The organism is Clostridium sp. SM-530-WT-3G, from assembly GCF_012843905.1.
In the GTDB taxonomy this organism is placed as follows: domain Bacteria; phylum Bacillota; class Clostridia; order Clostridiales; family Clostridiaceae; genus Clostridium.
Map to the genome: position 1 here is coordinate 1 of NZ_JABAGC010000041.1, position 25,383 is coordinate 25,383.

Annotated in this window: 24 protein-coding genes and 1 riboswitch; of the genes, 21 read left to right on the forward strand and 3 right to left on the reverse strand. The window is 28.6% G+C overall.

The genetic code is table 11. From position 1 onward, the window contains the following. The first annotated feature begins 464 nt into the window (after positions 1-464). The 8 genes from HF850_RS12690 to HF850_RS12725 all read left to right on the forward strand — a co-directional run bounded on the left by HF850_RS12690 (position 465) and on the right by HF850_RS12725 (position 8,551). Positions 465-2,378, forward strand: coding sequence for an oligopeptide transporter, OPT family (locus HF850_RS12690; protein ID WP_169105813.1), 1,914 nt, complete (start codon positions 465-467; stop codon positions 2,376-2,378). A gap of 119 nt (positions 2,379-2,497) precedes the next feature. Next, the gene (locus tag HF850_RS12695; RefSeq protein WP_169105814.1) at positions 2,498-2,845 is read left to right on the forward strand and encodes a PqqD family protein; all 348 of its coding nucleotides are present in this window, start codon (positions 2,498-2,500) and stop codon (positions 2,843-2,845) included. A gap of 180 nt (positions 2,846-3,025) precedes the next feature. Then, complete coding sequence (gene sdaAB / locus HF850_RS12700) at positions 3,026-3,703, forward strand: L-serine ammonia-lyase, iron-sulfur-dependent subunit beta (RefSeq protein WP_169105815.1); 678 nt, start codon at positions 3,026-3,028, stop codon at positions 3,701-3,703. 16 nt (positions 3,704-3,719) lie between these two features. After that, entirely contained in the window at positions 3,720-4,604 is an 885-nt protein-coding gene (sdaAA, locus tag HF850_RS12705; protein ID WP_169105816.1) for an L-serine ammonia-lyase, iron-sulfur-dependent, subunit alpha, read from the forward strand. 7 nt (positions 4,605-4,611) lie between these two features. Beyond that, complete coding sequence (locus HF850_RS12710) at positions 4,612-5,301, forward strand: Crp/Fnr family transcriptional regulator (protein WP_169105835.1); 690 nt, start codon at positions 4,612-4,614, stop codon at positions 5,299-5,301. Between the two features lie 131 nt (positions 5,302-5,432). Continuing rightward, positions 5,433-6,074 (forward strand): hypothetical protein, encoded by a 642-nt coding sequence (locus tag HF850_RS12715; protein WP_169105817.1) that lies wholly within the window; start codon positions 5,433-5,435, stop codon positions 6,072-6,074. Between the two features lie 172 nt (positions 6,075-6,246). Further along, complete coding sequence (hcp, locus tag HF850_RS12720; RefSeq protein ID WP_169105818.1) at positions 6,247-7,980, forward strand: hydroxylamine reductase; 1,734 nt, start codon at positions 6,247-6,249, stop codon at positions 7,978-7,980. A gap of 211 nt (positions 7,981-8,191) precedes the next feature. After that, positions 8,192-8,551, forward strand: a complete 360-nt coding sequence (locus tag HF850_RS12725) for a hypothetical protein (protein ID WP_169105819.1) — start codon at positions 8,192-8,194, stop codon at positions 8,549-8,551. 102 nt (positions 8,552-8,653) lie between these two features. Here the strand turns inward: HF850_RS12725 and HF850_RS12730 are convergent, their stop codons facing one another. Beyond that, positions 8,654-10,132, reverse strand: a complete 1,479-nt coding sequence (locus HF850_RS12730; RefSeq protein ID WP_169105820.1) for a GH25 family lysozyme — start codon at positions 10,130-10,132, stop codon at positions 8,654-8,656. A gap of 325 nt (positions 10,133-10,457) precedes the next feature. Here HF850_RS12730 and HF850_RS12735 point away from each other — a divergent pair, with 325 nt between their 5' ends. The 10 genes from HF850_RS12735 (at position 10,458) to recQ (ending at position 18,928) form a co-directional block, all read left to right on the forward strand. Next, complete coding sequence (locus HF850_RS12735) at positions 10,458-10,631, forward strand: hypothetical protein (RefSeq protein WP_169105821.1); 174 nt, start codon at positions 10,458-10,460, stop codon at positions 10,629-10,631. Between the two features lie 108 nt (positions 10,632-10,739). Then, positions 10,740-10,847: riboswitch (TPP riboswitch) on the forward strand. Between the two features lie 89 nt (positions 10,848-10,936). Beyond that, positions 10,937-11,443, forward strand: coding sequence for an energy coupling factor transporter S component ThiW (gene thiW, locus HF850_RS12740; protein WP_169105822.1), 507 nt, complete (start codon positions 10,937-10,939; stop codon positions 11,441-11,443). 25 nt (positions 11,444-11,468) lie between these two features. Beyond that, positions 11,469-12,302, forward strand: a complete 834-nt coding sequence (thiD, locus tag HF850_RS12745) for a bifunctional hydroxymethylpyrimidine kinase/phosphomethylpyrimidine kinase (RefSeq protein ID WP_169105823.1) — start codon at positions 11,469-11,471, stop codon at positions 12,300-12,302. 158 nt (positions 12,303-12,460) lie between these two features. Continuing rightward, positions 12,461-13,762 carry a phosphomethylpyrimidine synthase ThiC gene (gene thiC / locus HF850_RS12750; RefSeq protein ID WP_169105824.1) on the forward strand — a complete coding sequence of 434 codons (1,302 nt, stop codon included), beginning with the start codon at positions 12,461-12,463 and terminating at the stop codon, positions 13,760-13,762. 105 nt (positions 13,763-13,867) lie between these two features. Beyond that, the gene (locus tag HF850_RS12755; protein WP_169105825.1) at positions 13,868-14,245 is read left to right on the forward strand and encodes a DUF4440 domain-containing protein; all 378 of its coding nucleotides are present in this window, start codon (positions 13,868-13,870) and stop codon (positions 14,243-14,245) included. 14 nt (positions 14,246-14,259) lie between these two features. Next, positions 14,260-15,093 carry a hydroxyethylthiazole kinase gene (thiM, locus tag HF850_RS12760; protein WP_169105826.1) on the forward strand — a complete coding sequence of 278 codons (834 nt, stop codon included), beginning with the start codon at positions 14,260-14,262 and terminating at the stop codon, positions 15,091-15,093. Between the two features lie 15 nt (positions 15,094-15,108). Further along, positions 15,109-15,744 carry a thiamine phosphate synthase gene (gene thiE / locus HF850_RS12765; RefSeq protein WP_169105827.1) on the forward strand — a complete coding sequence of 212 codons (636 nt, stop codon included), beginning with the start codon at positions 15,109-15,111 and terminating at the stop codon, positions 15,742-15,744. Positions 15,745-16,009: 265 nt separating this feature from the next. Next, the gene (locus HF850_RS12770; RefSeq protein WP_169105828.1) at positions 16,010-16,411 is read left to right on the forward strand and encodes a DUF4430 domain-containing protein; all 402 of its coding nucleotides are present in this window, start codon (positions 16,010-16,012) and stop codon (positions 16,409-16,411) included. Positions 16,412-16,413: 2 nt separating this feature from the next. Further along, the gene (locus tag HF850_RS12775; protein WP_243159493.1) at positions 16,414-16,971 is read left to right on the forward strand and encodes a hypothetical protein; all 558 of its coding nucleotides are present in this window, start codon (positions 16,414-16,416) and stop codon (positions 16,969-16,971) included. Positions 16,972-17,167: 196 nt separating this feature from the next. After that, positions 17,168-18,928 carry a DNA helicase RecQ gene (recQ, locus tag HF850_RS12780; RefSeq protein WP_169105829.1) on the forward strand — a complete coding sequence of 587 codons (1,761 nt, stop codon included), beginning with the start codon at positions 17,168-17,170 and terminating at the stop codon, positions 18,926-18,928. A gap of 71 nt (positions 18,929-18,999) precedes the next feature. Here recQ and HF850_RS12785 read toward each other — a convergent pair whose 3' ends face one another. Next, positions 19,000-19,698 carry a PHP domain-containing protein gene (locus HF850_RS12785; RefSeq protein WP_169105830.1) on the reverse strand — a complete coding sequence of 233 codons (699 nt, stop codon included), beginning with the start codon at positions 19,696-19,698 and terminating at the stop codon, positions 19,000-19,002. Between the two features lie 446 nt (positions 19,699-20,144). On the opposite strand from HF850_RS12785, the gene HF850_RS12790 reads away from it, so the two are divergent. Next, positions 20,145-21,320, forward strand: a complete 1,176-nt coding sequence (locus HF850_RS12790) for a CAP domain-containing protein (protein WP_169105831.1) — start codon at positions 20,145-20,147, stop codon at positions 21,318-21,320. Positions 21,321-21,655: 335 nt separating this feature from the next. Next, positions 21,656-22,525, forward strand: coding sequence for a Cof-type HAD-IIB family hydrolase (locus HF850_RS12795; protein WP_169105832.1), 870 nt, complete (start codon positions 21,656-21,658; stop codon positions 22,523-22,525). 65 nt (positions 22,526-22,590) lie between these two features. Here HF850_RS12795 and HF850_RS12800 read toward each other — a convergent pair whose 3' ends face one another. Next, a complete protein-coding gene (locus tag HF850_RS12800) occupies positions 22,591-23,649 on the reverse strand; it encodes an aldose epimerase family protein (RefSeq protein WP_169105833.1) in 1,059 nt (352 codons plus the stop codon). A 403-nt stretch (positions 23,650-24,052) separates the two neighbouring features. Here HF850_RS12800 and HF850_RS12805 point away from each other — a divergent pair, with 403 nt between their 5' ends. Further along, entirely contained in the window at positions 24,053-25,126 is a 1,074-nt protein-coding gene (locus tag HF850_RS12805) for a GntR family transcriptional regulator (protein WP_169105834.1), read from the forward strand. The last annotated feature ends 257 nt before the right edge of the window (positions 25,127-25,383 follow it).

The window sequence follows — 25,383 nt, forward strand, 5'->3', positions numbered from 1 at the left end:
ATTAGTCTAGAGTCTACTATTTCCAAATTAGGACTAGTAGCTTAAATTTTTCCTATTTACTGCACAAGTCTAGTTATATTATTTATTAATTTTTTGATTTATTATATTATTTGGAAATTAACAAATTAATATTAAAAAAAATTTTTATAATAGTAATGATTATTGAAAGATAATAATTCATAAAAAAAAATGTACTGGATTTATGGTGATTGATAAAAATAAAACAAAGTTTTACGTTTGCAATAAAAAAGTGATAAAAAATATAAATTGATAATTTGACATTTTTAAAAGCTTATTAAAAGAATAGTTATAAAAATCTTGTATAATATTCGACAAGATGATATTATATTCGACAAAGTGATATTATAACTTTAGTTTTTGTACGAAAAAATAAAATAGCATTAGGCAGTTAAGTTTATAATTTATTGTTATAAACTTTTCAATAAATACTAGGGGGAAAATAAATGTCAAATAAAAAAGAACACAAACCTTTTATATCGCATGATACAGTATTGCCAGAGCTTACTGTAACATCAATTATATTGGGTGTTGTTTTAGCTGTTGTATTTGGGGCGGCTAATGCATATCTTGGTTTAAAAGTTGGGATGACAATATCTGCTTCAATACCAGCAGCAGTTATGTCTATGGGCATTATAAGAGTTATATTAAGAAGAGACTCAATCTTAGAAAATAATTTAGTACAAACTATCGGTTCAGCAGGTGAATCTGTAGCAGCAGGTGCTATATTTACAATACCTGCAATTTTTATATGGATGAAAGAATGGGGAAGACCTAATCCTTCATTAATTGAAATTTCTATAATATGTTTCTGTGGTGGTGTCTTAGGGGTATTGTTTATGATTCCTTTAAGAAAAGCACTTATTGTTAAGGAACATGGAGTTTTACCATATCCAGAAGGAACTGCATGCGCAGAAGTTTTACTTGCTGGTGAAGAGGGTGGAACTAAGGCTTTTGGAGTTTTTACAGGACTTGGAATCGCTGCGATATATAAATTATTAGCAGAAGGATTTAAAATATTTCCTAATGAGGTTCATTATGAAATATCAAAATATAAAGGGTCTGGAGTGGGAGTAGATGTACTGCCAGCATTACTTGGAGTAGGATATATTTGTGGTGCTAAAATATCAGGATATATGCTTTCAGGAGGTATTTTAGGATGGTTTGTAATACTGCCTTTAATATCTTTATTTGGTGGAGATATGATTATGTATCCAGGAGTAGATCCAATATCAACAATGGACTCATTTTCATTATGGACAAATTATTTAAAATATATTGGTGCAGGTGCTGTTGCTGCTGGAGGAATAATAAGTTTAATAAAATCTCTTCCTCTAATACTTACAACTTTTGCGGCATCAATTAAGGACTTATCAAAGAGAGGTGAAGAAATATCTCTAAATAGAACAGATAAAGATTTACCTATGAAAGTAATACTATTATCGATATTTGCATTAATTCTTATTATATGGCTTGTTCCAACAATTCCAGTATCATTTGGTGGAGCTGTACTTATAGCTATTTTTGGATTCTTCTTTGCTACAGTATCTTCTAGAATAGTTGGATTAGTAGGAAGTAGTAATAATCCGGTATCTGGAATGACAATTGCTACATTACTTATTACAACAATAGTATTCAAAATGACTGGTGTAATTGGACAGGAAGGTATGCTTTCATCAATTGCAGTAGGATCAGTTATATGTGTAATTGCAGCTATAGCAGGAGATACATCTCAAGATTTAAAAACAGGATACATAGTTGGATCTACTCCATATAGACAACAGATTGGTGAAGTTATAGGAGTTGTTGCTTCATCAATAACTATTGGAGGAATATTATATTTATTAAATGCTGCTTGGGGATTCGGTTCAGCAGAATTAACAGCTCCACAAGCAACATTAATGAAGATGGTAGTTCAAGGTGTTATGGAAGGAAACTTACCATGGAATTTAGTATTTGCAGGAGCTGGAATAGCTATTGCAATTGAAATACTAGGAATTCCAGTATTACCATTTACAATTGGATTATATTTACCGATTCATTTGAGTGCTGGAATAATGGCTGGAGGCCTTGTAAGACTATACTTTGAAAAGAAAAAGAAAATTAGTGAAGAAAAGAGAAAAGATTCAATCGAAAGAGGAATATTATATACTTCAGGATTAATTGCAGGAGAAGGTTTAGTAGGGATACTACTAGCTGTATTTGCAATAGTTAAAATTGGTGATAAATCAATTGCAGAGTTGATTGATTTTTCAGGGAAAATACAATTGGGTAACATAGGCGCTTTAGTAGCATTTATCATATTAATAATTACATTATTTAAATTTTCAATATGGTATAAGAATAAGCAAGAACAATAAAATAGGGCTATAATTATAAGGAATAAGAGGCTGCCGCATAATACAATGTTAATTTTAATGTTGAATGGCAGCTTCTTGTGCTATTATGAATAAGTTTAATGTATGGATGTGAAAGTTATATGAAAAATAATAAAGATAAAAATTATTTAGATTATATACCAGTAAGAAATAGTGAATATGATTGGAGTATAGTTGAAGATGGAATTGTTGAAATAAGTGTTGTTAACAAGGGATTCTTTAATTTAATAACACAAAAATTTTTTAAAGCACCAAAGATAAGTAAAATAAAATTAGATGAATACGGAAGTATTGTGTGGAAGGCTATGGATGATAAAAGGGATATTGGAGATATAGCTGAAGAAGTTAGAAGTAGCTTTGAGGATGAAGAAAAAGTATTTTATAGTAGATTGATAAAGTTTTTTCAGATATTAAAAGAAAATAAATTCATAAGTTATAAAGAGAGCTGATACTATTAATTAAATCAGCTCTCTTTTACATTATTTAAAGATATCATTAAGACAAATATTTATTGCATTTTATTTACTACGACAAAATAATTATAAAAGTAGATAGTTTAATAAGAATATGATTTAATAAAAAGTGAAGAAAATCAAATATGAATATATAGAAAAACAAGGAGATTTACTATGAAAGGGATAGGAATATTCGATATACTTGGACCAATTATGATAGGGCCATCTAGTTCACATACAGCAGGTGCTGCAAGACTTGGAAAAATAGCAAGAAGCATAGCAGGAGGAGATATTGCTGAAGTTACTTTTTTACTTCATGGATCTTTTGCTAAAACTTATAAAGGGCATGGAACTGATAGAGCCTTAGTTGCAGGAATACTTGGAATGGAACCAAGTGATGAAAGATTGAGAAATTCTATGGATATAGCTAGAGAAAAGGGAATTAAATTTTTATTTAAAGAAGCAGATTTAGGAGATGTTCATCCTAATACAGTTAAATTTGTAATGAGAACTGAAGATGACAACTACTGTGAGGTTATGGGATCATCAATTGGTGGTGGAAACATAAAAGTATGTGAAGTAAATGATAATGAAGTAGATTTTACAGGCATGTATGAAACATTAATTGTGAGTCAAAAGGATGCTCCAGGAGTTATTCATGATGTTACCCATATACTTTATAGTGAAAATATAAATGTAGCATTTATGAAAGTATTTAGAGACGGAAAAGGACAAGAGGCTACAATGATTTTTGAAATGGACAATAAAGTAAGTGAGGAAACAATAAAAAAGATAGAAAATTTAGAACTTGTACATAAGGTTATTTCTATAAGTCCAGCAAAAGAAGAATAGATAGGAGATGATATAAATGATTGCTAGAACAGGTGAAGAATTATTAGAAATATGTGCTAAAGAAAATATTTCATTAAGTGAATATGCTATAAGATGTGAAGTCGAAGAAAAAGGACTTACAAAAGAAGAAGTAATTGAAAAAATGAGAAAAAATCTTCATGTAATGATGAATGCAGCTAATGAAGGACGTGAAAAAGAAGTATATTCTGTAAGTGGTCTTATTGGAGGCGATGGGTATAAAATAAACAATTATGCTAATAATAAAAAGACTTTAACAGGAAGAGCAACAAATATAGCTATGGCTATGGCGCTTTCATCATCAGAAGTAAATGCATCTATGGGAAAAATAGTTGCATGTCCTACGGCTGGTTCATGTGGTATTTTACCAGCAGTAATTTTATCAGCAGGTGAACAACTTGAATTAAATGAAGATGAGCTTATACAAGGACTTCTTGCAGCAGGAGCAGTAGGAATGATAATAGGGATGAATGCTACACTTTCAGGTGCTGAAGGTGGATGTCAAGCAGAATGTGGTTCAGCTTCAGCAATGGGTGCAGCAGCCGTTGTTGAAATGATGGGAGGAACTCCTAAAATGAGTCTTGATGCAGGATCTATTATCCTTCAAAATGTATTAGGATTAGTATGTGACCCTGTAGCTGGATTAGTTGAAATACCATGTGCTAAAAGAAATGCTCAAGGAGCTATAACTGCACTGTGTACTGCAGATATGGTTATGGCAGGTGTTGAAGCAAAAATTCCATTTGATGATGCAGTAAGTGCAATGTATAAGGTAGGAAAGAGTATTCCATCAGAACTTAGAGAAACAGCTCTAGGTGGAATAGCGATTACAAAAACAGGATTAGAACTTAATGAAAAGGTGTTTGGAAAAGATAAGGAATGATACTGATATGTACGAAAGAAATAATATAATTGAGCAGATGAAAAAAAATGAATTATTTAGTCATCTCAGTAATGAACAAATAAGTAATATAATATCTAAAGTTAAATATACAGTTAAAACATATGACAAGGATGAAATAATTGCAGTAGAAGATGAAGAATGTGATAGTTTAGGATTGGTGCTTAATGGTATTGTAGAAATTCAAAGGATATATGCATCAGGAAAGTATATTGTTTTGAAAAGAATGGCATCTGGTGAGGTTTTTGGAGAAGCTATCATTTTTTCAAAAATTAATAATTATCCAGCAACAATTATAGCGATGAGTAAAGCAAGTGTAGCATTTATAAAAAAAGAAGAGATATTAAAGCTATTTGTTATTGATGATATTATATTAAAAAATTTTATTTCATTATTAAGCGATAAAATCTTTGTTTTAAATAATAAAATAAAAAATATATCATTTAAAACAGTAAAACAAAAGGTAGTTAATTATATTTTAGATCAGATGAATCAGCAAAAAAGCGATAAGATAGTGCTTAAATCAAGTAAAGAACAGATTTCATCATATATTGGTATTCCAAGGCCATCTTTATCGAGAGAATTAATGAAGCTTAGAGATGAAGGAATTATTGATTTTGATAAAAATACAATAACTGTATGTGATGTAGAAGCTTTAGAAGAAGAGCTTATAGATTAAATGTATGTAACGAATGTTACAGATATTTTTTCATATTTATATATAATAAATTCTGTATATAAAAGTAAAACTAATATCAAGATTAATAGTTGAAAATATATAAATATAATTTAACGATAGGAGATAAGACAATGAGTTTATTTTTAGGAAAAATACATTATTGGTTATTTAATAAAATATTATGGTTTGAAGGTCTTGAAAAAGAAATGATAAATCTAGCTAAAGATTTAGGATTAGATGTACAAAAGATACAATCTGAAATTGAAACTAGATATGAACCAATGCTTCCAGAAAAGCCTTTAGAAGAATTAATAGATCAAGGAAATATTCATGGATGGCTTCAAAATGCTATAAATAATGCTGAAGGAAGAATGGCTGCATGGACAAAAGTTATACTTTCAGAAAATCCAGAAAATATAACTAAAATAGAAAATATTTATATAGAACAAGGAATAAAGGCTGCTAAGGAAGTAATAGAAACTTGTGGACAAATAAATAGTGCAAAAGAAATATATATGAAGATAAATGATTATATATTAGATGGTATGCCATGTGACAGAGTAGACGAAGTTATTGATGCAAATGAAGAATGTACTACATGGAGAAAAACAATATGTGTACATAAAGATATATGGGAAAGAGAAGGAGTAAGTGTTGAACAATTCTATAAATTAAGAGATTTATGGATTGAAGCATTTGTAAATAAAATCAATTCTAATTTCCAATATGTGAAAAATGCAGATGGAACTTTATCTATAAAAGTTGTCGAATAGTTAAAAAAAATATTTTAGTATGTAACATATGTTACATACTATTTTTTTGTTTAATAATAAAATGTACTCATGGCTGATACGTGAGAGTTAATAAAGTGATCAGCAAATAAAAAATATTATTACACACTAGACATTATTATAGATTAAGTTATATATTATGGAGGTATTTTTGATGGAAAATAAAATGTTTTGTTATCAATGTCAAGAAACGGCTGGATGCAAAGGTTGTACTCAATTTGGTGTTTGTGGAAAAAGCCCAGATTTAGCTAGAATGCAAGATTTATTAATATATGTAACTAAAGGTATTTCAGAAGTTGCAACAAGATTAAGAGCTGAAGGAAAAACTGTTCCTGCTCATGTTAATCACTACATTACTATAAATATGTTTACTACAATTACAAATGCTAACTTTGATGATGAAGTATTCTATGCAAGAGTTAAAGAAACTTTAGCAATGAAGAATGAATTAATGGCTCAATTATCAAATAAGGAAAATTTATCAGATGCTGCATTATGGAATGCTACTTCAAATAATGAAATTGATGAAAAAATGGGATTCTTAGATAAGATTAAGAATGCTTTCTCATCAAACAAAGAAGTAGAAATAACAAGAGAAGCTTTAGATGCTAAATCTAAATCAGATGTAGTTGGTGTTTTAGCTACTAAAGATGAAGATATAAGAAGCTTAAGAGAACTTATTACATATGGATTAAAAGGTATGTCAGCTTACCTTAAGCATGCAAATGAATTAAACTATGATGATGAAGCTATAAGTGCATTCATGCAAAGTACTTTAGCTAAACTTTTAGATGATAGTTTAAGCGTTGATGATTTAGTTGCTTTAACTTTAGAAACTGGTAAGGTTGGAGTAGATGGTATGGCATTATTAGATAAAGCTAATACAGAATCTTACGGAAATCCAGAATTAAGTAAAGTAAATATTGGAGTAGGTAAGAACCCAGGAATCATAATCTCAGGACATGATTTAAGAGACTTAGAACAACTATTAGAACAAACCGAAGGAACTGGTATAGATGTTTATACTCACTCAGAAATGTTACCAGCTCACTATTATCCAAAATTAAAGAAATACTCACACTTAGTAGGTAACTACGGAAATGCTTGGTGGAAACAAAAAGAAGAATTTGAAAGCTTCAATGGACCAATCATTATGACTACTAACTGTATAGTACCTCCAACTAAGAAAGAAACATACTTAGAAAGAATGTTTACAACTGGTGCAGCAGGATATCCAGGATGCAAGCATATTGAAAGAGATGAAAATGGACATAAAGATTTCTCTGAAGTAATCGAAATGGCTAAGAAATGTAAAGCTCCAACAGAAATCGAAACTGGAGAAATAACTGGTGGATTTGCTCATGCTCAAGTATTTGCATTAGCTGATAAAGTTGTAGATGCAATTAAATCTGGAGCTATAAAGAAATTCTTCGTAATGGCAGGATGTGACGGAAGAGCTAAATCAAGAAACTACTATACTGATTTTGCAAAAGCACTTCCAAAAGATACAGTAATATTAACTGCAGGATGCGCTAAGTACAAATACAACAAGTTAGATTTAGGAGATATCGGTGGAATTCCAAGAGTTCTTGATGCAGGACAATGTAATGACTCATACTCATTAGCATTAATAGCATTAAAATTAAAAGAAGTATTTGAATTAGAAGATATAAATGAATTACCAATCGCATTCAACATTGCATGGTATGAACAAAAAGCTGTAATAGTATTATTATCATTGTTATATCTTGGAGTTAAGAACATACATTTAGGACCAACACTTCCAGCATTCCTTTCACCAAATGTTGCTAAAGTATTAGTTGAAAACTTCGGTATTGGTGGAATCACTAATGTTGAAGATGACATGAAAATGTTCTTAGAAATGTAATTTTAAGATTAAAAACAATTAATAAAAATATAACACCCTAAATAAATTTTTAACCTGTAAATTATTATAAATATAAAAATGCATCATCACTATTTTGTGAGGATGCATTTTTTGTTGTTATAAAGTAATAGAAAGCTATTTTACAGAATATATCTATACAAAAGATATAAACTCAAAGGTTATAAATTTGTTATGAGTGGAGGAGTATATTATGGATTTTGCTAAATATCATTCACAAATTATCAAGGATATTGATCACTATATTACAAGAACTAAAATAGGTAATGTATTAAAAGCTGAGCAAAAAGAAGTAACTATAGAAAATAAAAAAATTAATGTATTGAGTATGATCATTCAATTGAAAAAAAATGAGTTATTAAGAATTGATGGTAAGAATAATGAATATAACTTTACTATTTCTTTAAATGGAAACGATGTATATTCCGCACCTAAGTGTAATTTTAGGGACAATACATTTAGAGAAGCAGTTAAAGATTCAGATGAGTATATGAACTTTATTAATTGTTTTGAAAATATAAATAAGATTTTTAAAAAGAAGAGAAAAAAATAAATTTAAAGAAAAGTGTGTTATAAATTAAACTGGTATCTATAAACAAACTACTTTTTTAACTGTTATGCTTATAGGTGCCAGTTCATTTTTTAAAAATATTTTTTAATCTAAGAATATACTATGATTAAATACATTTAAATCTACTCCATCAGCATTTACTCCAGGAACAGTTCCTGTAGATGAATATTGATGTCCAGCTCTGTTTGTCCAAATTGCATTCGAAGGAAGTACAAATGGATTCTTGTTATAGTTTGCTTCCCATAATGTATATTGAGATAAGCTTGGATCTAAATTTGGAATAAAGTTACTATAAGTATATACAACAACATCCATATCACTTAATTTTTTAAATTCGTTAATAAATCTAATAGTATAGTCTGAAGCAGTTTCAGGGCTTGATTCTACATCAACACAAGGTTTTAAGTCATTAGGTTTGTCCTTTATGCAGTTATAGAATAGTCTAGCTTGTTCTTCAGGAGAACTTGAACCAGTTAAATAGTGATAATATCCTACCTTTAAACCAGCTTTTTTTGCATTTATAGAATTTTCAGAAGCATATGGATCTATAAAGTAATTAGATTCAGAAGCTTTCATATATACTGCTTTAATTCCAGATTGCTTAACAGCATTAAAATCAACATAACCATCATAATTACTTATATCAATACCGTTAAATACTGGTTCAGAAATTCCATGTGTTTTACTTTTAAAATTACATTCAGATGTATCTATAGAAACATTTTGATTTTCAAAATATTTATCAATATCTGGTACAGTATCATTATCAACTAAAACAAGTTTTCCTGATTCATCTAGTTTATTATTATCTACAATAGTATTTGTAACTTTTGCACCCGTGCTGTCTAAGTAGAAAATATTATTTCCTATTCCTAACCATCCAGTTTTCATAATTCCTTTTTTACTAAAATAATAATCTTTATTATTTATAGTTGTCCATCCTGTAGCCATAACACCATTATCTAATAAATAATATTTATTGTTATTATCAATAAGCCATCCAGTTTTCATGATTCCATCGGGATTAAAGTAATACCAATTGTTATCTATTAGTTGCCATCCAGTAGTTAAATCTCCGCTACTTGTAAAATAATATGTAACATTATTAATTTTAGTAAGACCTGTAGCCATAGTACCATCATCTGTTAAATAGTATCTTTTGTTATTGTAAGTTATCCATTGATTACTTACACGACTTCTATCTGTATCAGAAAAATACCATTTACCATCTAAAGGTATCCAGCCAGTTTTTAGAATTCCAGTCGAATCAAAATAGTAATTTTTATTGTCTATTTCTTGCCAACCAGTTACTTTTTTCATATCTGAATCAAAATAGTATTTTAATCCGTTAATAGTATTCCAACCTTTATTTAAAGTTGTTTCTTTAGAGTTATTTTCATCAGAAGTACCTTTGTCTTTAGAGCTTGCAGAATTTTTTTCTGCTTTTCCTTCAGCATGTGAAGATGAAGAGGCCTGTACGAATTCAGTAGCATGAGCTTTTAATGGTGACGTTACTGATAATACTGCTACAATAGTTACAATTAATTTTTTTATATTTTTCATAACATTGCTCCTTATTATATTTAAATTTTTGTAAAATCAGTAGTTAAAATAATTTACACAAATAGTATTTTAGCACAGTATAGATTAATATCTTTACAAGTGAGAAAAGTTTAAGAAAAATTTCATTTTTTATGTGTATTAATTTTAGTAATTCTTTATTTAAAGTATTTAGAGGTAGAGATTTATTATAATTTATCACAAGTATGTAGAAAGATTAGAAATTTGTGGATAATATAAATTAATATGAATATTTTTATGAGTAACATTTATTAATAGATAAAAATATAATAGTTTCAAAACATATTATATTAGGAGTATGATTAAAATGCCAAGAAGATGCAAAACAATATTTGTAGATAGAAGCATTAAAAAGAAAAAAGAAACTATTCTAATTGAAGTTCCTAAAGATACTGAAATAGGAGAATATATCAATGGATTTAAAGTTATAAAGCCAGTGAAGAGATTTGGAAAGTATTATGTGAAATGTGAAAATAATTAAAATCCATAAAAATACATCTTGACCTTTTTTGTACAAAGGTATATTGTATTAATTGTAGTATTTATATATAAAATAAGTTATTTTGTATATTTGTTTAAGTAAAAAAATCAAAATTACTAGGGGAGCCCTGTTAGGGCTGAGATTGGAATACAAATTCCTAAACCCTTAAAACCTGATTTGGTTAGAACCAACGTAGGGAAGTACAGAGATGATATATGATTTAGTATTATATAGCGAAATGTAGTCCATACGGGCTACATTTTTTCCTTTTCTACGGTTTTTATCAATAAGAAAGGAGATTTAAAATGAAGAGTAAGGCTCAAAAAATTACTTTTAGTGGTGTGCTTATTGCACTATCTGTAGTATTTGGAACTTTTTCAATTCCAATAGGTGTGGCTAAAATTTCACCGATTCAGCATTTTGTAAATGTTGTAGGAGCAGTAACATTAGGGCCAGCTTATGCATTAATTAATGCTTTTGCTACATCACTAATAAGAAATATGTTGGGTACGGGAAGTATTCTTGCTTTTCCAGGAAGTATGATTGGTGCATTTTTAGCAGGAATTATGTATAAGAAATTTAAAGTTTTAATTTCTGCTGTAATTGGTGAAATTATAGGGACTGGAATATTGGGGGCAATAATAGCTTATCCAATATCAGTACTTGTTATGGGAAAAGAAGGTGCTATATTTATGTTTGTAGTTCCATTCATAATGAGTTGTAGTGTAGGAGCAGTTATAGCTTACTGTTTTTTAAAGATACCAGTGATAAAACAAGGTTTAGTAACAGAAGAATTAAAAATAAATAATTAATTAAACAGAGAAGTAGGGGGAAAATATGTTTAGAGCATTGACTATTGCAGGGTCTGATAGCTGTGGAGGTGCAGGTATTCAAGCTGATTTAAAGTCATTTCAGGCAAATGGAGTTTATGGAATGAGCGCTATAACTGCAGTTACAGTACAAAATACTATGGGTGTATTTGGAATCCAAGATATGAGTCCAGAAATAATAGAGGGACAACTTAATGCAATTTTTGAAGATATAAGAGTAGATGCTGTGAAAATTGGTATGGTATCTAAAATTGAATCAATTAAAGCTATTTCAAGAGCCTTAAGGAAAGTACGTAATCTTCCAAAGATTGTTTTAGATCCAGTTATGATTTCTACAAGTGGATATAATTTATTATCAAAAGATGCAAAAGATACATTGATAAAAGAACTATTTCCATTAGCAGAGTTAATAACTCCTAATTTACCAGAAGCAGAAGAAATTTTAGATTGTAAGATTGAAACAGTTGAAGAAATGAAAGATGCTGCTAAAAAACTTATGGAGATTGGTACTAAAGCTGTATTAGTTAAAGGTGGACATCTAAAAGATGATGCTACTGATTTATTATATGATGGTAAAGAATTTGTATTATTGCCACAAGAAAAAATAGATACTGTTAATACACATGGAACAGGATGTACATTATCATCAGCAATAGCTGCTAACCTTGCTAAAGGCATGGATATGAAGGATGCAGTTATTGAAGGTAAAAAGTATATAACGAATGCAATAAAACACGGATTTAAACTTGGAAAAGGAGTAGGTCCTACTAATCATTTTTATGAATTATATAAAGCTTCAGGAAGGTATGAAGAATTAACTGGAGAAAAAGAAAATGAATGATTAAAGTTAACTTTAAATGAGCATATATTCAAATGGGGCTTGTTAGGTAGACAATAAAGAATTTATGCAATTTAACAATAAAAAATAATAAATAAGAAAATAGTTCTGATATTACAGTTAATTGTTAATTGTAAATTGAACTAATTGGGGGATAAAAAATGAATTATAAAACTCAAATGGAAGCGGCTAAAAAAGGTATTGTAACAGAACAAATGAAGGTTGTTGCTGAAAAGGAAAATATGCAGGTAGAAAAATTAATGAAGCTTATAGCTAAAGGTAAAGTTGTAATTCCTGCAAATATTAATCATAAATCAATAAGTCCAGAAGGCATTGGTGATGGATTAAAGACTAAGATTAATGTTAATCTAGGTATTTCAGGAGATTCAGTTGATTATTGCAGAGAGATGGAAAAGGTTAAGCTTGCTATAGAATATGGTGCTGAAGCTATAATGGATTTAAGTAACTATGGTAAAACACAAGAGTTTAGAGAAAAACTTATTGAATATTCACCAGCTATGATTGGTACAGTGCCAATGTATGATGCAATTGGGTATTTAGAAAAGGATTTATTAGAAATTAAGGCTGAAGATTTTTTAGAAGTAGTAAGAGCTCATGCAAAGCAAGGTGTTGACTTTGTTACAATTCATGCTGGAATAAATAGAAGAACAGTTGAATTATTTAAAGAAGATAAGAGAAAAATGAACATAGTATCAAGAGGTGGATCGTTACTTTTTGCATGGATGGAGATGACAGGAAATGAAAATCCATTCTATGAATATTATGATGAATTACTTGATATATTAAGAGAATATGATGTTACTATAAGTCTTGGTGATGCTATGAGACCAGGTTGTCTTGATGATTCTACAGATGCAGGACAAATTACAGAACTTATTGAACTTGGATTATTAACTAAAAGAGCATGGGAAAAAGATGTACAGGTTATGATTGAAGGTCCGGGACATATGGCAATGAATGAAATTGCAGCTAATATGGAAATTGAAAAGAGACTTTGTCATGGAGCTCCATTCTATGTACTTGGACCTTTAGTTACAGATATAGCACCAGGATATGATCACATAACATCAGCAATTGGTGGAGCTATTGCTGCAACTCATGGAGCTAACTTCCTTTGCTATGTTACACCAGCTGAACATTTGAGATTACCTGATATAAATGATGTTAAGGAAGGGATAATAGCATCTAAGATAGCAGCTCATGCAGCTGATATTGCAAATGGAATTCCTGGTGCAAGAGATAGAGATAATGCAATGGCAGATGCACGTCATAAATTAGATTGGGAAGAGATGTTCAAGATAGCCATAGATGGAAAGAAGGCTAAAGAATATTTTGAAAGTATACCACCAGAAGAAAAGCATAGTTGTTCAATGTGTGGAAAGATGTGTGCAGTAAGAACTACTAATATGATACTTGATGGTAAAAAAGTAGAATTAAAATAATTGTTGGAAAGTATAGAATCGTTAATAAAAAAAAGATAATCAAGATAAAGAGAGTAAGAAGTTTACTCTCTTTATAATCATATTTGATATTTGGAGATGTAATCTATGAATAGGTTAGAAAAGGAAATATTAAATCTAGAAAATAATCTTTTGTTATCATCAATAAGAAAATGTCCTGAAAAAATTTGTGATATATTAGATGAAAATTTTGTAGAATACACAAGTTCGGGCCAAGAATATCACTATAAGAAAGGAGATACATTTCAAAATAAGGAAGATGAAAATGAGTTAAATTGGACTATTAGTGATTTTAAAATAAAACAGTTATCTGAAGGATGTATTTTAGCTACTTATAAAGTAATAAAGAATGATGAAACAAACGAAAGCAAAAAATATACATTACGAAGTTCTATATGGAAGTATATTGATAATAAGTGGAAAATGGTGTTTCATCAAGGGACATTATGTGGAAAATTTAAATAGAGGTATTAAAAGTAATGAGTAAGAAAATTAAATTAGAAGTAATTGAGCTATTGAGAAAACTAAAAGAAAAAAAGCCATTAGTACATAGTATAACTAATTATGTTACTGTAAATGATTGTGCAAATATATTACTTGCTATAGGGGCATCTCCTATTATGGCAGATGATATTAGAGAGGCTGCAGATATTACATCTATTTCATCGGCTCTAGTAATAAATATTGGAACTTTAAATGAAAGAACAATAGAATCGATGATTGCTTCAGGTAAAAAAGCTAATGAATTAAATATACCTGTTGTGTTTGATCCTGTTGGAGCAGGGGCATCTTCTTTTAGAAATGAAACTACAAAGAGAATATTAGATGAAGTTAAGATTAATGTCCTTCGTGGAAACATGTCTGAAATTAAATTTATTGCAGGATTAAGTTCTGAGACTAAGGGTGTAGATGCATCAGAATCAGATATTAAAGATGGAAATGAAGAAGGAATAATGGCTGCCAAAGCCTTAGCTAGAAAGTATGGATGTATAACTGCAATAACTGGAGTTACAGATATTGTTTCGGATGGAGAAAAGACTACTATTCTTAAAAATGGAACTAAAATGCTTTCAAAAGTTACAGGTACAGGTTGTATGACTACTGCACTAGTAGGAGGATTTTTAGGAGCATGTGAATGTTCTGAAGAATATTTTACAGCAGCAATTTCAGGAATTTTATCTATGAGTATTTGTGGAGAAATAGCAGAAGAAAAAGCCAGTAATATAGGAATAGGAAGTTTTCACATGGCTGTAATGGATGCTATAAGCAATTTAGATGATGAGATAATTTTAACTAGAGCAAAAATTAAATAAGAAAGAGGTGTAATAATGAAAACAGAAATAGATTATAGTATCTATCTTGTAACAGATAGAGATTTGATGAGTACTGAAACATTAGAAGAAGCAGTAGAGGAAGCAATTAAAGGTGGATGTACATTAATTCAGTTAAGAGAAAAAAATTGTTCATCATTAGATTTTTATAATACTGCAGTAAATGTAAAGAAAATAACAGATAAGTATAATGTGCCTTTATTGATTAATGATAGGTTAGATATTGCTTTAGTGGTGGATGCAGCTGGAGTTCATGTTGGACAAAGTGATCTTCCTTGTTCGGTAGTTAGAAAGATAATGGGGGAAGATAAAATAATAGGAGTTTCAGCAGGAAATTTAGATGATGCACTAAGAGCACAGGAAGATGGAGCAGATTATTTAGGTGTTGGGGCAATGTATGCAACTGGAACTAAAAAGGATGCTAAACCAACAAGTATGGATGAACTTAAAAAGATTAGAGAAAATATATCTATTCCTATAGTTGTTATTGGTGGAATTAATAAAGATAGAATAGAAGACTTTAAGGGAATAGGAATAGATGGATTAGCTATAGTATCGGCCATTATAGCTGAAAATGATATAAGAAAAGCCACAGAAGAAATCAGAGAAGAGTTTATAAAAATAAATAAATAATTAAACACCAGTATTTGATTTGTATTCAAAGAAAAATAAATAAAATCTGTTTGATTATAATATTATTAAGTTAGTACAAGATTTTGAAATATATTAAAATTTTGTACTGACTATTTTAATGGATTCTTTTAGCAGTCCAATAATTATCTAAGTATTCTAAAGTTTATTGCTATTATCTATAATTTTGACTTTGAATAGTGGATAAATTATTATATATAATGGAAAAATTAATATATATTATTTTAGAAGAAAGGATGATTATAATATGAAAAATAAGAAAGTTATAGTATCTCTTATTGTTATTGTTTTAGGAATAGCTGCACTATTAGGATATAGAAATGTAGTAAATAGAAAAATGAATGAAGCAAATGGTACAAAAGAATATACTTTTATAGTTAGAGATACTGATAATACTTTCAATAATGAATATAAGTTTGAAACAGATGAAAGTTCCCTTGGAAAAGACCTTGATAATAGAGGAATTATAGAAACTGATGATAGTGGTACTACAAGATTTGTAACTGCAGTTGATGGTAAAAAAGCTGATAGTTCAAAACAAGAATGGTGGAATTTAAAGGTTAACGGTGAAAATTCGGTTACTGGAGTAGATGATACTATTATAAATAATGGCGACAAAATTGAATTTGTCTTAACAACTGGCTGGTAAATATGAAACAAAAAATGAAGCTTTCTGTGAAAGAACTTATTTTATTTGGCATGTTGGGAGGGATAGTATCCCTTTCTCAGATAGCATTAAGCTTTATTCCTAATGTGGAAACTGTAACACTATTTATAATTATTTTTTCATTAATTTATAGAGAAAAAGCGTTATTCATTGTATTTGTCTTTGTAGGTGTAATGGGAATAGTGTATGGCTTTGGTCTATGGTGGTGGGGATACCTTATCATTTGGCCTTTTCTATGTATTCTCACTATAAAATTAAGAAAAATATTGTTAAAGAGCTTTCTTATAATGTCAATTTATTCTGGAATATTTGGATTGCTGTTTGGAACATTTTTTGCAATTCCTTATGCTGTTTTTGGAGGTATTAATGCTGGAATAGCATATTGGGTTAGTGGTATTCCTTATGATATTATTCATGGAGTAGGAAATTATTTTATAATGCTTGTTCTTGGAGAATATTTATTTAATCTTATAAATAAGTTAAATGAAAAATATATTATTAATTCAGGATTATATAAAAGTGCTTATAAAGAAAAACGATGATGTTTATAATAAAATCATCGTCTTTTTTTATGCAAAATAATATGATTATTAGAAATGGTTTTAGAAAATATATAGTAACATGTGATATTAGATTTAGTTTTAATAAAATTTATTTTGGTCTATAATATTAATAATATATATTTTTATAAAACGAAATTAATAAGAAAGTTGTATTATATAAGAAAGGTATTTAGCAGTGGACAATAAGGAAAAAATATTTTATGCTTTAAAAAAATATTATGGATTTGATACATTAAGGAGAGGACAGTATGAAATTATAAATAGTATTTTAAGTGGTCATGATACTTTCTGCCTTATGCCTACAGGGGGAGGAAAATCACTATGCTATCAGATTCCAGCAATATTAATGCAGGGAATAACTATAGTAATATCACCATTAATATCCCTTATGAAAGATCAAGTAGATAATTTAACGAGTGTAGGAATAAAGGGTGCATATATAAACAGTACTCAGACATTAGATACAATTAAAGAAATACTATTAGAAGCATCTATGGGAGAATTCAAAATAATCTATGTATCACCAGAACGTCTTGAATCTAAAATTTTTATAGATATGGTACGAGATTTAAATATTTCTCAGATAGCAATAGATGAAGCTCACTGTGTGTCACAATGGGGGCATGATTTTAGAAGAAGCTATCTTTCAATAAAAAAGTTTTATGAAATATTAAAGAGTAATCCCGTAATATCGGCATTTACAGCTACGGCAACACAGGAAGTAAGAGCTGATTCGATAAAGCTTTTAGGATTGAGACATCCATACATATATAAAGGTGATATAAATAGAGAAAACCTAAGACTTACAGTATTAAAAGAAGTAGATAAACTCGAAGAATTAAAAGATATTTTAAGAGAAAATGAAGGGGAGTCTGGAATAGTATATTGTGCCTCTAGAAAAGAAGTAGATAGTCTTTATTATTATCTAAAAGATTTAGGATATAATGTAGGAAAATATCATGGTGGTCTTAAAGATGAGGAAAAAGAAAGGTTTCAAGATGATTTTCTGTATGAGAGAATAGATATTATAGTTGCTACTAATGCATTTGGAATGGGAATAGATAAATCAAATATAAGATATGTAGTTCATTTTACACTGCCTCAAAATATAGAAAGCTATTATCAGGAAATAGGAAGAGGTGGAAGAGATGGGGAGCTTTGCAAGTGCTATTTATTTTATAGTGAAAGTGATATAAGCAGAGTAGAATACATAATAAATAAAAGTTCATCTATGAATAGAAGAGAAGTACAACTTAGAAAGCTTCAATCTATGATTGATTACTGTAATCTACATGAGTGCTATAGAAAATTTATATTAAATTACTTTGGTAATGATAGAAAGCTTAATTACTGTAATAATTGTAGTAATTGCTTAAATGATGATGAACTTAAGGATTTTACAAGAGAAACTCAAATGATTTTATCTACAGTATTTAGAACAAGAGAAAAGTATGGAATTTCAGTTTTAGTAGATATACTTAGAGGTTTTAAAGGGCCTAAGATAATACAAAATAGATTAGATACAGTTACTACATATGGTATTATGAAGGAGTATGCTGGAAGCTTTATACGAGATTTAATAAGAAGTCTTCTAGATGAAGGATATGTTGATTTAAAAGAAGGAACATATTCTATGCTTAAGCTAAATACACGTTCAATGAAGGTTTTAAAAGGAAAAGAAACTGTTGTATTTAAGATATTAAATACTGAAGAGCCTATTTTAGATCCAGTTTTATTTGAAAAATTAAAACAGTGGAGAAAAGAAAAAGCTTATAAGGAAAGAATAAAACCATATATTATATTCTCTGATACAAGCCTTATTTCCATTTGTAATTCAAAGCCTAAAACATTAGATGAATTATTGGAAATTAGAGGAGTAGGAACTAAAAAAATCGAAAATTATGGAGAAGAAATATTAAATTTAATTAATAGTTAATACAATAAGAAAAGACAATTAAGATAGAATTATAATTTCATTCTTAATTGTCTTATATTTTATTGATTTTACTATTTTGCCCATTGAGTGAGAGAACCTTTAGAAAGAAAATCTAATATTTCACTTTCATTAAGAAAAACATTGCCTATTAATCCGTGTATTCGGTACATTTCTTTTAATTTATGAAAATCTGAGCCAGCAGTATAAAATAAGCCGTGTGACTTTGCTATATTTATAAAATATTCAGTATCAGCATTAGTGTTACTTGAGTATTTGGCCTCTATACCATCAAAATCTAATTTTATTATTTCATTAAAATCTTTTCTGGGAAGCAATACTGGGTGAGCCAAAACAACAGTAGCACCAAAGAATCTAAGTATTTCAATTCCATTTTCAATGCATAATGCCTTTCTTCTATAGTAGCAGTTTAGGTATCCATGAAGAAGCTTTTTTATTTCGCTAATTTTATGTGATTTTACGTTTTTTAATATTTTTTGTAATAACTCATTTTTGTAACTATCATCTTTGAAATAACCGAGAATATGGACACGTGTATTATTGTATTTAGTTGAAAGCTCTACACCAGGTATTACTTTCACACCGGTTTTTTTTCCGTAGGATATGGCTTCATCTATTCCAGCAGTAGTATTGTGGTCTGTTATAGAGATTATGTCTATATGTTGTTTCTTTGCCAAAGTAATTATTTCACTTGGAGTACAATTTCCATCGGAAGCTGTGGAATGTATATGAAAATCCCCCTTATTTAACATTAAGAATAACTCCTTAGAAAATATTTATGTTTAAATAAATTATAAACTCTGTAATATTATATGAGATAAAAGCAAACAAGTTACGAATTGAGAATTTAATATATTGATAATATTTTTATGAAATATTATCCACTAAATAAAAATAATATAACAAAATTAATAATTTAATAATCTATAAATAATAAAAAACATGCTTTAAAGCTACTTATTTCAGGGGGTAGGGGGATGTACTACAGTAATATGGATAAATAGGCTAGGATTTGAGAGGTATAAAGAGTTAACTTGAAATATCGTAATGAGAGCTTGGTTAAGTTGTGTCAAAAAGTGTCGAATATGTGCTAACATAGGTGCATAGGCTTTTCAAATTATTTGAATTTTTGAAAAAGAATTTTATAAAAAGGATTAATTGAGAAAAGTCAAAAAAAGGTAACAAAGGAGAAAAACTAATGAAGAATGCTTTTTTAAGAAAAATAATAAGTGCAGGAGTTGTAATGTCAACGCTAGGTACTTTAGCACCATTAGGAGTATCGGCACAATGGAAGCAATCTAATGATAATACTTGGAGTTATTTAGATTGCAATAGAGCAGTAACAGGATGGAAAAATATATCAGGAAATTGGTACTGCTTTGATTCAAATGGAAAAATGAAAATTGGATGGATATACGATAACGGAACATGGTACTATAATACAAATTCAGGAGCAATGCAAACAGGATGGGTAAATGTTAATGGAACATGGTATTACATGGATGCAAATGGTTCTATGAAAACTGGATGGATATATTCTAATGGATTATGGTATTATGCTGATAGTACAGGAGCAATGCAAACTGGTGTAGTTAAGGTAAATGGTAAGACATATTATCTAAATAACTCAGGAGCAATGCAAGTTGGAAATGTGAAAATTGGAAATGAAACATATACTTTTGCAAGAAACGGGCAAGCTATAGGTAATATACCAACTGCTAATAAGGAATTTGATTCTAATAATAAATTAATAAAGACTAATAATACATCAACTAATTCAAATAGTAATTCTAACAGTACTACTAATAATATTTCTGTAAGCACAGGTGGAAGCAAAACTACAACTGAAAATACTAAAGAAGATACAAAAATTACAAATAACACAAGTACAACAACAAGTACATCAAATAGTACTGGAAGTAATACAAATAATAATGCTAGTGTGGCTGTAAGTGGTCTTCCAGCAATATCTCAAAAATACTCTGTTACAATTCAAGATAGTGCAGAACAAACTATTTTAAAATTAATGAATCAAAAGAGAGTAGAAGCAGGACTTCAACCATTAACAATGGATAATACATTATTAAGTGTTGCTAGATATAAAAGTGACCATATGATACAAAATAACTACTTTGATCATACTAATCCAGATGGAACAAAATGGACTACTTGGCTTAAAGCTTTAGGATACAATTATACAGCTACAGCAGAAAATATAGCTTATAATAGTTATGATCCAGTTGAATTATTCAACCAATGGTGGAATTCGTCAGGACATAGACAAAATATGATGAATCCTTCATATACTAAAGTAGGTGTAGGTGTTTTATATGGTAACGGAAAGTACATGGGAACACAGGAATTCTCAAACTAGTATATAATTAAAACTGTATAAACTATAACATAATTAAAAGAACCCTTATAAATTAAAGAAAGTTTATAAGGGTTCTTTTATTATATAAACGAACTCATTTTGTTTTATAAATAATTGTAGCAATTACATCTATATTTTTTATTAATTTAAAATCATATATCAGAGTAAAAATTCCTCATTTTAAAATAATTAAGTTTATTATAGTATTTGCTGTATTGTATATATTTAATTTTAGAGATATTTTTAATTAATAATGGAATGTAAATTATGATAAAATAATATTATAAATATTATTACAAATAGAAAAAGAATACTGGTGAAGGGGATAAACGATAATGATTAAATTAATTGCATCAGATATGGATGGAACACTGCTTAATAATAAACATGAAATTGATGATGAAACAGTAAAGGCTATAAGAAAAGCTGAAGATTGTGGTATTATCTTTGCAATATCAACAGGAAGAGAGTATGAGAATGTTGAACCTTTTTTAAAGAAGCATAATATAAGATGTCAGTGTGTTCTTATGAATGGAGCAGAATATAGAGATGAAGATGGCAATCTTATAGAAGAGATTAATATAGAAAATAGCAAGTGTAGAGAAATAATAAACATATTACATAATAATAAAGTATCTGCAAGAATATTTACTAATAAAGGGATTTATACTAGTGATACTAAAGAAGAAGCTTTAAGGGAAATGACATATAGAACATTAGCATTTAACCCACAAATGTCTGTAGAAGAGGCAAGAGAAGAGGCCAAAAAACAGCCTTATTTTACTCAGCTTAAATACATAAATAATATGGAAGAATTCTTAAACAGCAATATTAAAATAAGAAAATTTGTAGCATTCCATAAAAACATAGAATTAATCAATGAAATAAAAGAAACAATTGGTAAAATAGATGGATTGGCTGTATCATCTTCATTTATAGATAATATAGAAATTACAGATCATTCAGCACAGAAGGGATTAATATTAGCTAAAGTTTCGGAGGAAATGGGCATAGAGAAAGATGAAGTTATGGTACTTGGAGATAGCTTTAATGATTATTCTATGTTCACTGAATTTACTGAAAGTGTAGCTATGGGAAATGCTATTTCAGAAATAAAGGAAATAGCAAAATACATTACAGATACAAATGATAATTTAGGTGTTGCTAAAGCAATATATAGAGTTATTGAAGAACAGAGTAATTAGAGAATATAAATTAAGGGGCTGTTACACTAATTATGTAGTGTGCAGCTCCTTGGTTTAGATAAAAATTATTTATTTACAGAAAATTTGTAAATTGTTTTTTGATTATATTGTTCACCAGCTTTTAAAATAGGTGAAGCAAAATTTTTATGATTTATGCAGTCAGGAAAATGTTGAGTTTCAAGACAAAAAGCATTTCTAAAATTGTAAGTAGCTTTATCTTTTCCGATATCAGAACCATCTAGGAAGTTTGAACTATAGAATTGGACTCCTGGTTGAGTAGTATACATATCAAGTACTATTCCAGTAGATTCAGAAACTGCATGTGCAGCTTTTTGAGTTAAATCGCCTTTTGTATTTAAGACCCAATTATGGTCAAAACCATTTCCAAAAGCAAGTTGTTCATAATCTGCATTTATATCTTGTCCTATCTCTTTAAGAACAGTGAAATCCATAGGAGTATTTTTTACTGATCTTATTTCACCAGTAGGTATAGATAATTTATCGTTTACTGTGAAATAATCTGCATTAAGCATTAATTTTTGGTTTAATACGTTTCCAGAAGAGTGGCCATTTAGATTAAAGTAAGTATGATTAGTTAAGTTTACTATTGTATCAGAATCGCATACAGCAGAATAATTTATTTCTAATTCATTTTCTTCTGTAAGTGTGTAAGTTACAGTAACATTTAAGTTTCCAGGATATCCTTCTTCACCATCTTTGCTTAAATATGATAATTTTAAAGTATTAGGGTGTTCAGCATCAATTTTAGCATCCCATATTACTTTATCAAATCCTTTATTACCTCCATGTAAATGGTTAGGTCCATTATTACATGCTAAAGTATAAGTTTGTCCTTTTAAAGTAAATTTTCCATCCTTAATTCTATTTCCAAAACGGCCAATTATAGCACCAAAGAACTTATCACCTTTTAGATAATCTTCTATATTATCATATCCTAATACAACATCTACGAAATTATTATCTTTATCAGGAACAACACATGAAGTTACTGTGCCTCCGTAGTTAATTATTGATACTTTCATTCCTTTAGAGTTTTCTAAAGTATAAATATATATATTGTGTTCGTTTTCAATTGTGCCAAAAAGTTTTTTAGTAATGCTCATTTTAATACCTCCATAAATCTTATTGCTTATTATTTAAAAATCCTTGTACTTACAAGGATATTATAATACTTTTATGTATAGTCATACAACTTAAATATTCGTAATATTGTAAACCTTTATTTAATTAATGAATTAATATTAATTTATGACTAGATACTTATCAATGTATTTAATAGAAGAACAGCATAAATTTATAATTTTTTCTTATAAATTTATGCTGTCTTTTTGATTAATAATTTATAGATTATATTATTATATTTCAAAAAAATTCTAATTTATGAAAAAACTATTGATATAATCATTTTGGAGATATATAATTTAATCATCAAGTGCATACAACTTAAAAATATATAGTGAAATCTGTTGATATGTATATTTTATTTTAAGAAAGTAGTTGGAAAGTATGAAGGAAGCTGAAACAAAACATGAAATTATAGAAAAACATTATATCAGACTTATAGAAGAAAATAAGGTTTCAGCAGGTGACCAATTACCTTCTGAAAATGAGATAGCATCTATCTTTAATGTAAGCCGTCATACAGTAAGACAGGCACTTAATTATTTGGTGCAAGAAGGATGGATATATAAAGAAAGAGGAAAAGGAAGTTTTTATTCCAATAAAAAGAAGAATCAAGCTAAGAAAAATGTTGCTGTTATGACAACATATATATCAGATTATATTTTTCCCAAAATTATATCTGGAATAGAAGAAGAGCTTAGGAAAAAAGGATATAATTTATTATTGTTTTCTAGTAATAATGATATTGAAAGTGAAAAAAAGTTTTTTGAAAACATTATAAATCAAGATATTGCAGGATTAATTGTTGAACCAGCACAAAGCAGCATTAACAATCTGCATCATGAAAGTATTAAGAAGTTAGAAAAAAATAATATAAAATATATTGCTATCAATGCAAATTGTGATGAAGAAAATTCAGCTTATATTGTTGTAGATGATGAAGAAGGTGGGTATAAATTAACCCATTATCTACTAGAATTAGGTCATAGAAATATAGCTGCATTTTTTAAAGTGGATGATATTCAAGGTGAAAAGAGAAGAACTGGTTATATAAAAGCTATAAAAGAATATAATATAAATTTTGAAAAATCTATTGTAGGAGAATATATAACAGATAATCAGGAAATGTATGTGGATCAATTTACTAAGAAGATTGCAAGAATGAAAAATAGGCCTACAGCTATTCTTTGTTATAATGATAAAATTGCATTGAGAGTAATTGATAATTTAAGAAAAGAAAATATTACAGTACCTGAGGATATGTCTATAGTCAGTTTTGATGATTCATATTTAGCTGTATCATCTAATATAAAGCTTACAACTATAAAGCACCCTAAACAGGAAATGGGAATCAGAGCAGCAAAGTGTATAGTAGATATGATTGAAGGAAGAATTGATAAACCTCAATTTGTATATCCAGCTGAACTGATAGTAAGAGATTCATGTAAAAGAATTTAACTAAAGAAAAATAATAATACAATGTACAACTAAGGATTAGATAAATAATTATATGATTTAAATATGTAGTCATTAAATTATAAAAAGTCTAATTTTTAATTGTGCATTGTATTTTTTTATATATACATGTACGTACATAAGAATGTACAAAATATAAATTTTATTTGAAAACTAATTAAACAATAGGAGAATTTGCAAACAGAATAGGAAAGACTATTCAAACTCTTAGGAACTGGGACAAGAAAAATATATTAAAG

Coding starts and splice junctions, on each gene's coding strand:
- HF850_RS12690 (WP_169105813.1), top strand. CDS start 465: ATGTCAAATAAAAAAGAACACAAACCTTTTATATCGCATGATACAGTA.
- HF850_RS12695 (WP_169105814.1), top strand. CDS start 2,498: ATGAAAAATAATAAAGATAAAAATTATTTAGATTATATACCAGTAAGA.
- sdaAB (WP_169105815.1), top strand. CDS start 3,026: ATGAAAGGGATAGGAATATTCGATATACTTGGACCAATTATGATAGGG.
- sdaAA (WP_169105816.1), top strand. CDS start 3,720: ATGATTGCTAGAACAGGTGAAGAATTATTAGAAATATGTGCTAAAGAA.
- HF850_RS12710 (WP_169105835.1), top strand. CDS start 4,612: ATGTACGAAAGAAATAATATAATTGAGCAGATGAAAAAAAATGAATTA.
- HF850_RS12715 (WP_169105817.1), top strand. CDS start 5,433: ATGAGTTTATTTTTAGGAAAAATACATTATTGGTTATTTAATAAAATA.
- hcp (WP_169105818.1), top strand. CDS start 6,247: ATGGAAAATAAAATGTTTTGTTATCAATGTCAAGAAACGGCTGGATGC.
- HF850_RS12725 (WP_169105819.1), top strand. CDS start 8,192: ATGGATTTTGCTAAATATCATTCACAAATTATCAAGGATATTGATCAC.
- HF850_RS12730 (WP_169105820.1), bottom strand. CDS start 10,132: ATGAAAAATATAAAAAAATTAATTGTAACTATTGTAGCAGTATTATCA.
- HF850_RS12735 (WP_169105821.1), top strand. CDS start 10,458: ATGCCAAGAAGATGCAAAACAATATTTGTAGATAGAAGCATTAAAAAG.
- thiW (WP_169105822.1), top strand. CDS start 10,937: ATGAAGAGTAAGGCTCAAAAAATTACTTTTAGTGGTGTGCTTATTGCA.
- thiD (WP_169105823.1), top strand. CDS start 11,469: ATGTTTAGAGCATTGACTATTGCAGGGTCTGATAGCTGTGGAGGTGCA.
- thiC (WP_169105824.1), top strand. CDS start 12,461: ATGAATTATAAAACTCAAATGGAAGCGGCTAAAAAAGGTATTGTAACA.
- HF850_RS12755 (WP_169105825.1), top strand. CDS start 13,868: ATGAATAGGTTAGAAAAGGAAATATTAAATCTAGAAAATAATCTTTTG.
- thiM (WP_169105826.1), top strand. CDS start 14,260: ATGAGTAAGAAAATTAAATTAGAAGTAATTGAGCTATTGAGAAAACTA.
- thiE (WP_169105827.1), top strand. CDS start 15,109: ATGAAAACAGAAATAGATTATAGTATCTATCTTGTAACAGATAGAGAT.
- HF850_RS12770 (WP_169105828.1), top strand. CDS start 16,010: ATGAAAAATAAGAAAGTTATAGTATCTCTTATTGTTATTGTTTTAGGA.
- HF850_RS12775 (WP_243159493.1), top strand. CDS start 16,414: ATGAAACAAAAAATGAAGCTTTCTGTGAAAGAACTTATTTTATTTGGC.
- HF850_RS12785 (WP_169105830.1), bottom strand. CDS start 19,698: ATGTTAAATAAGGGGGATTTTCATATACATTCCACAGCTTCCGATGGA.
- HF850_RS12790 (WP_169105831.1), top strand. CDS start 20,145: ATGAAGAATGCTTTTTTAAGAAAAATAATAAGTGCAGGAGTTGTAATG.
- HF850_RS12795 (WP_169105832.1), top strand. CDS start 21,656: ATGATTAAATTAATTGCATCAGATATGGATGGAACACTGCTTAATAAT.
- HF850_RS12800 (WP_169105833.1), bottom strand. CDS start 23,649: ATGAGCATTACTAAAAAACTTTTTGGCACAATTGAAAACGAACACAAT.
- HF850_RS12805 (WP_169105834.1), top strand. CDS start 24,053: ATGAAGGAAGCTGAAACAAAACATGAAATTATAGAAAAACATTATATC.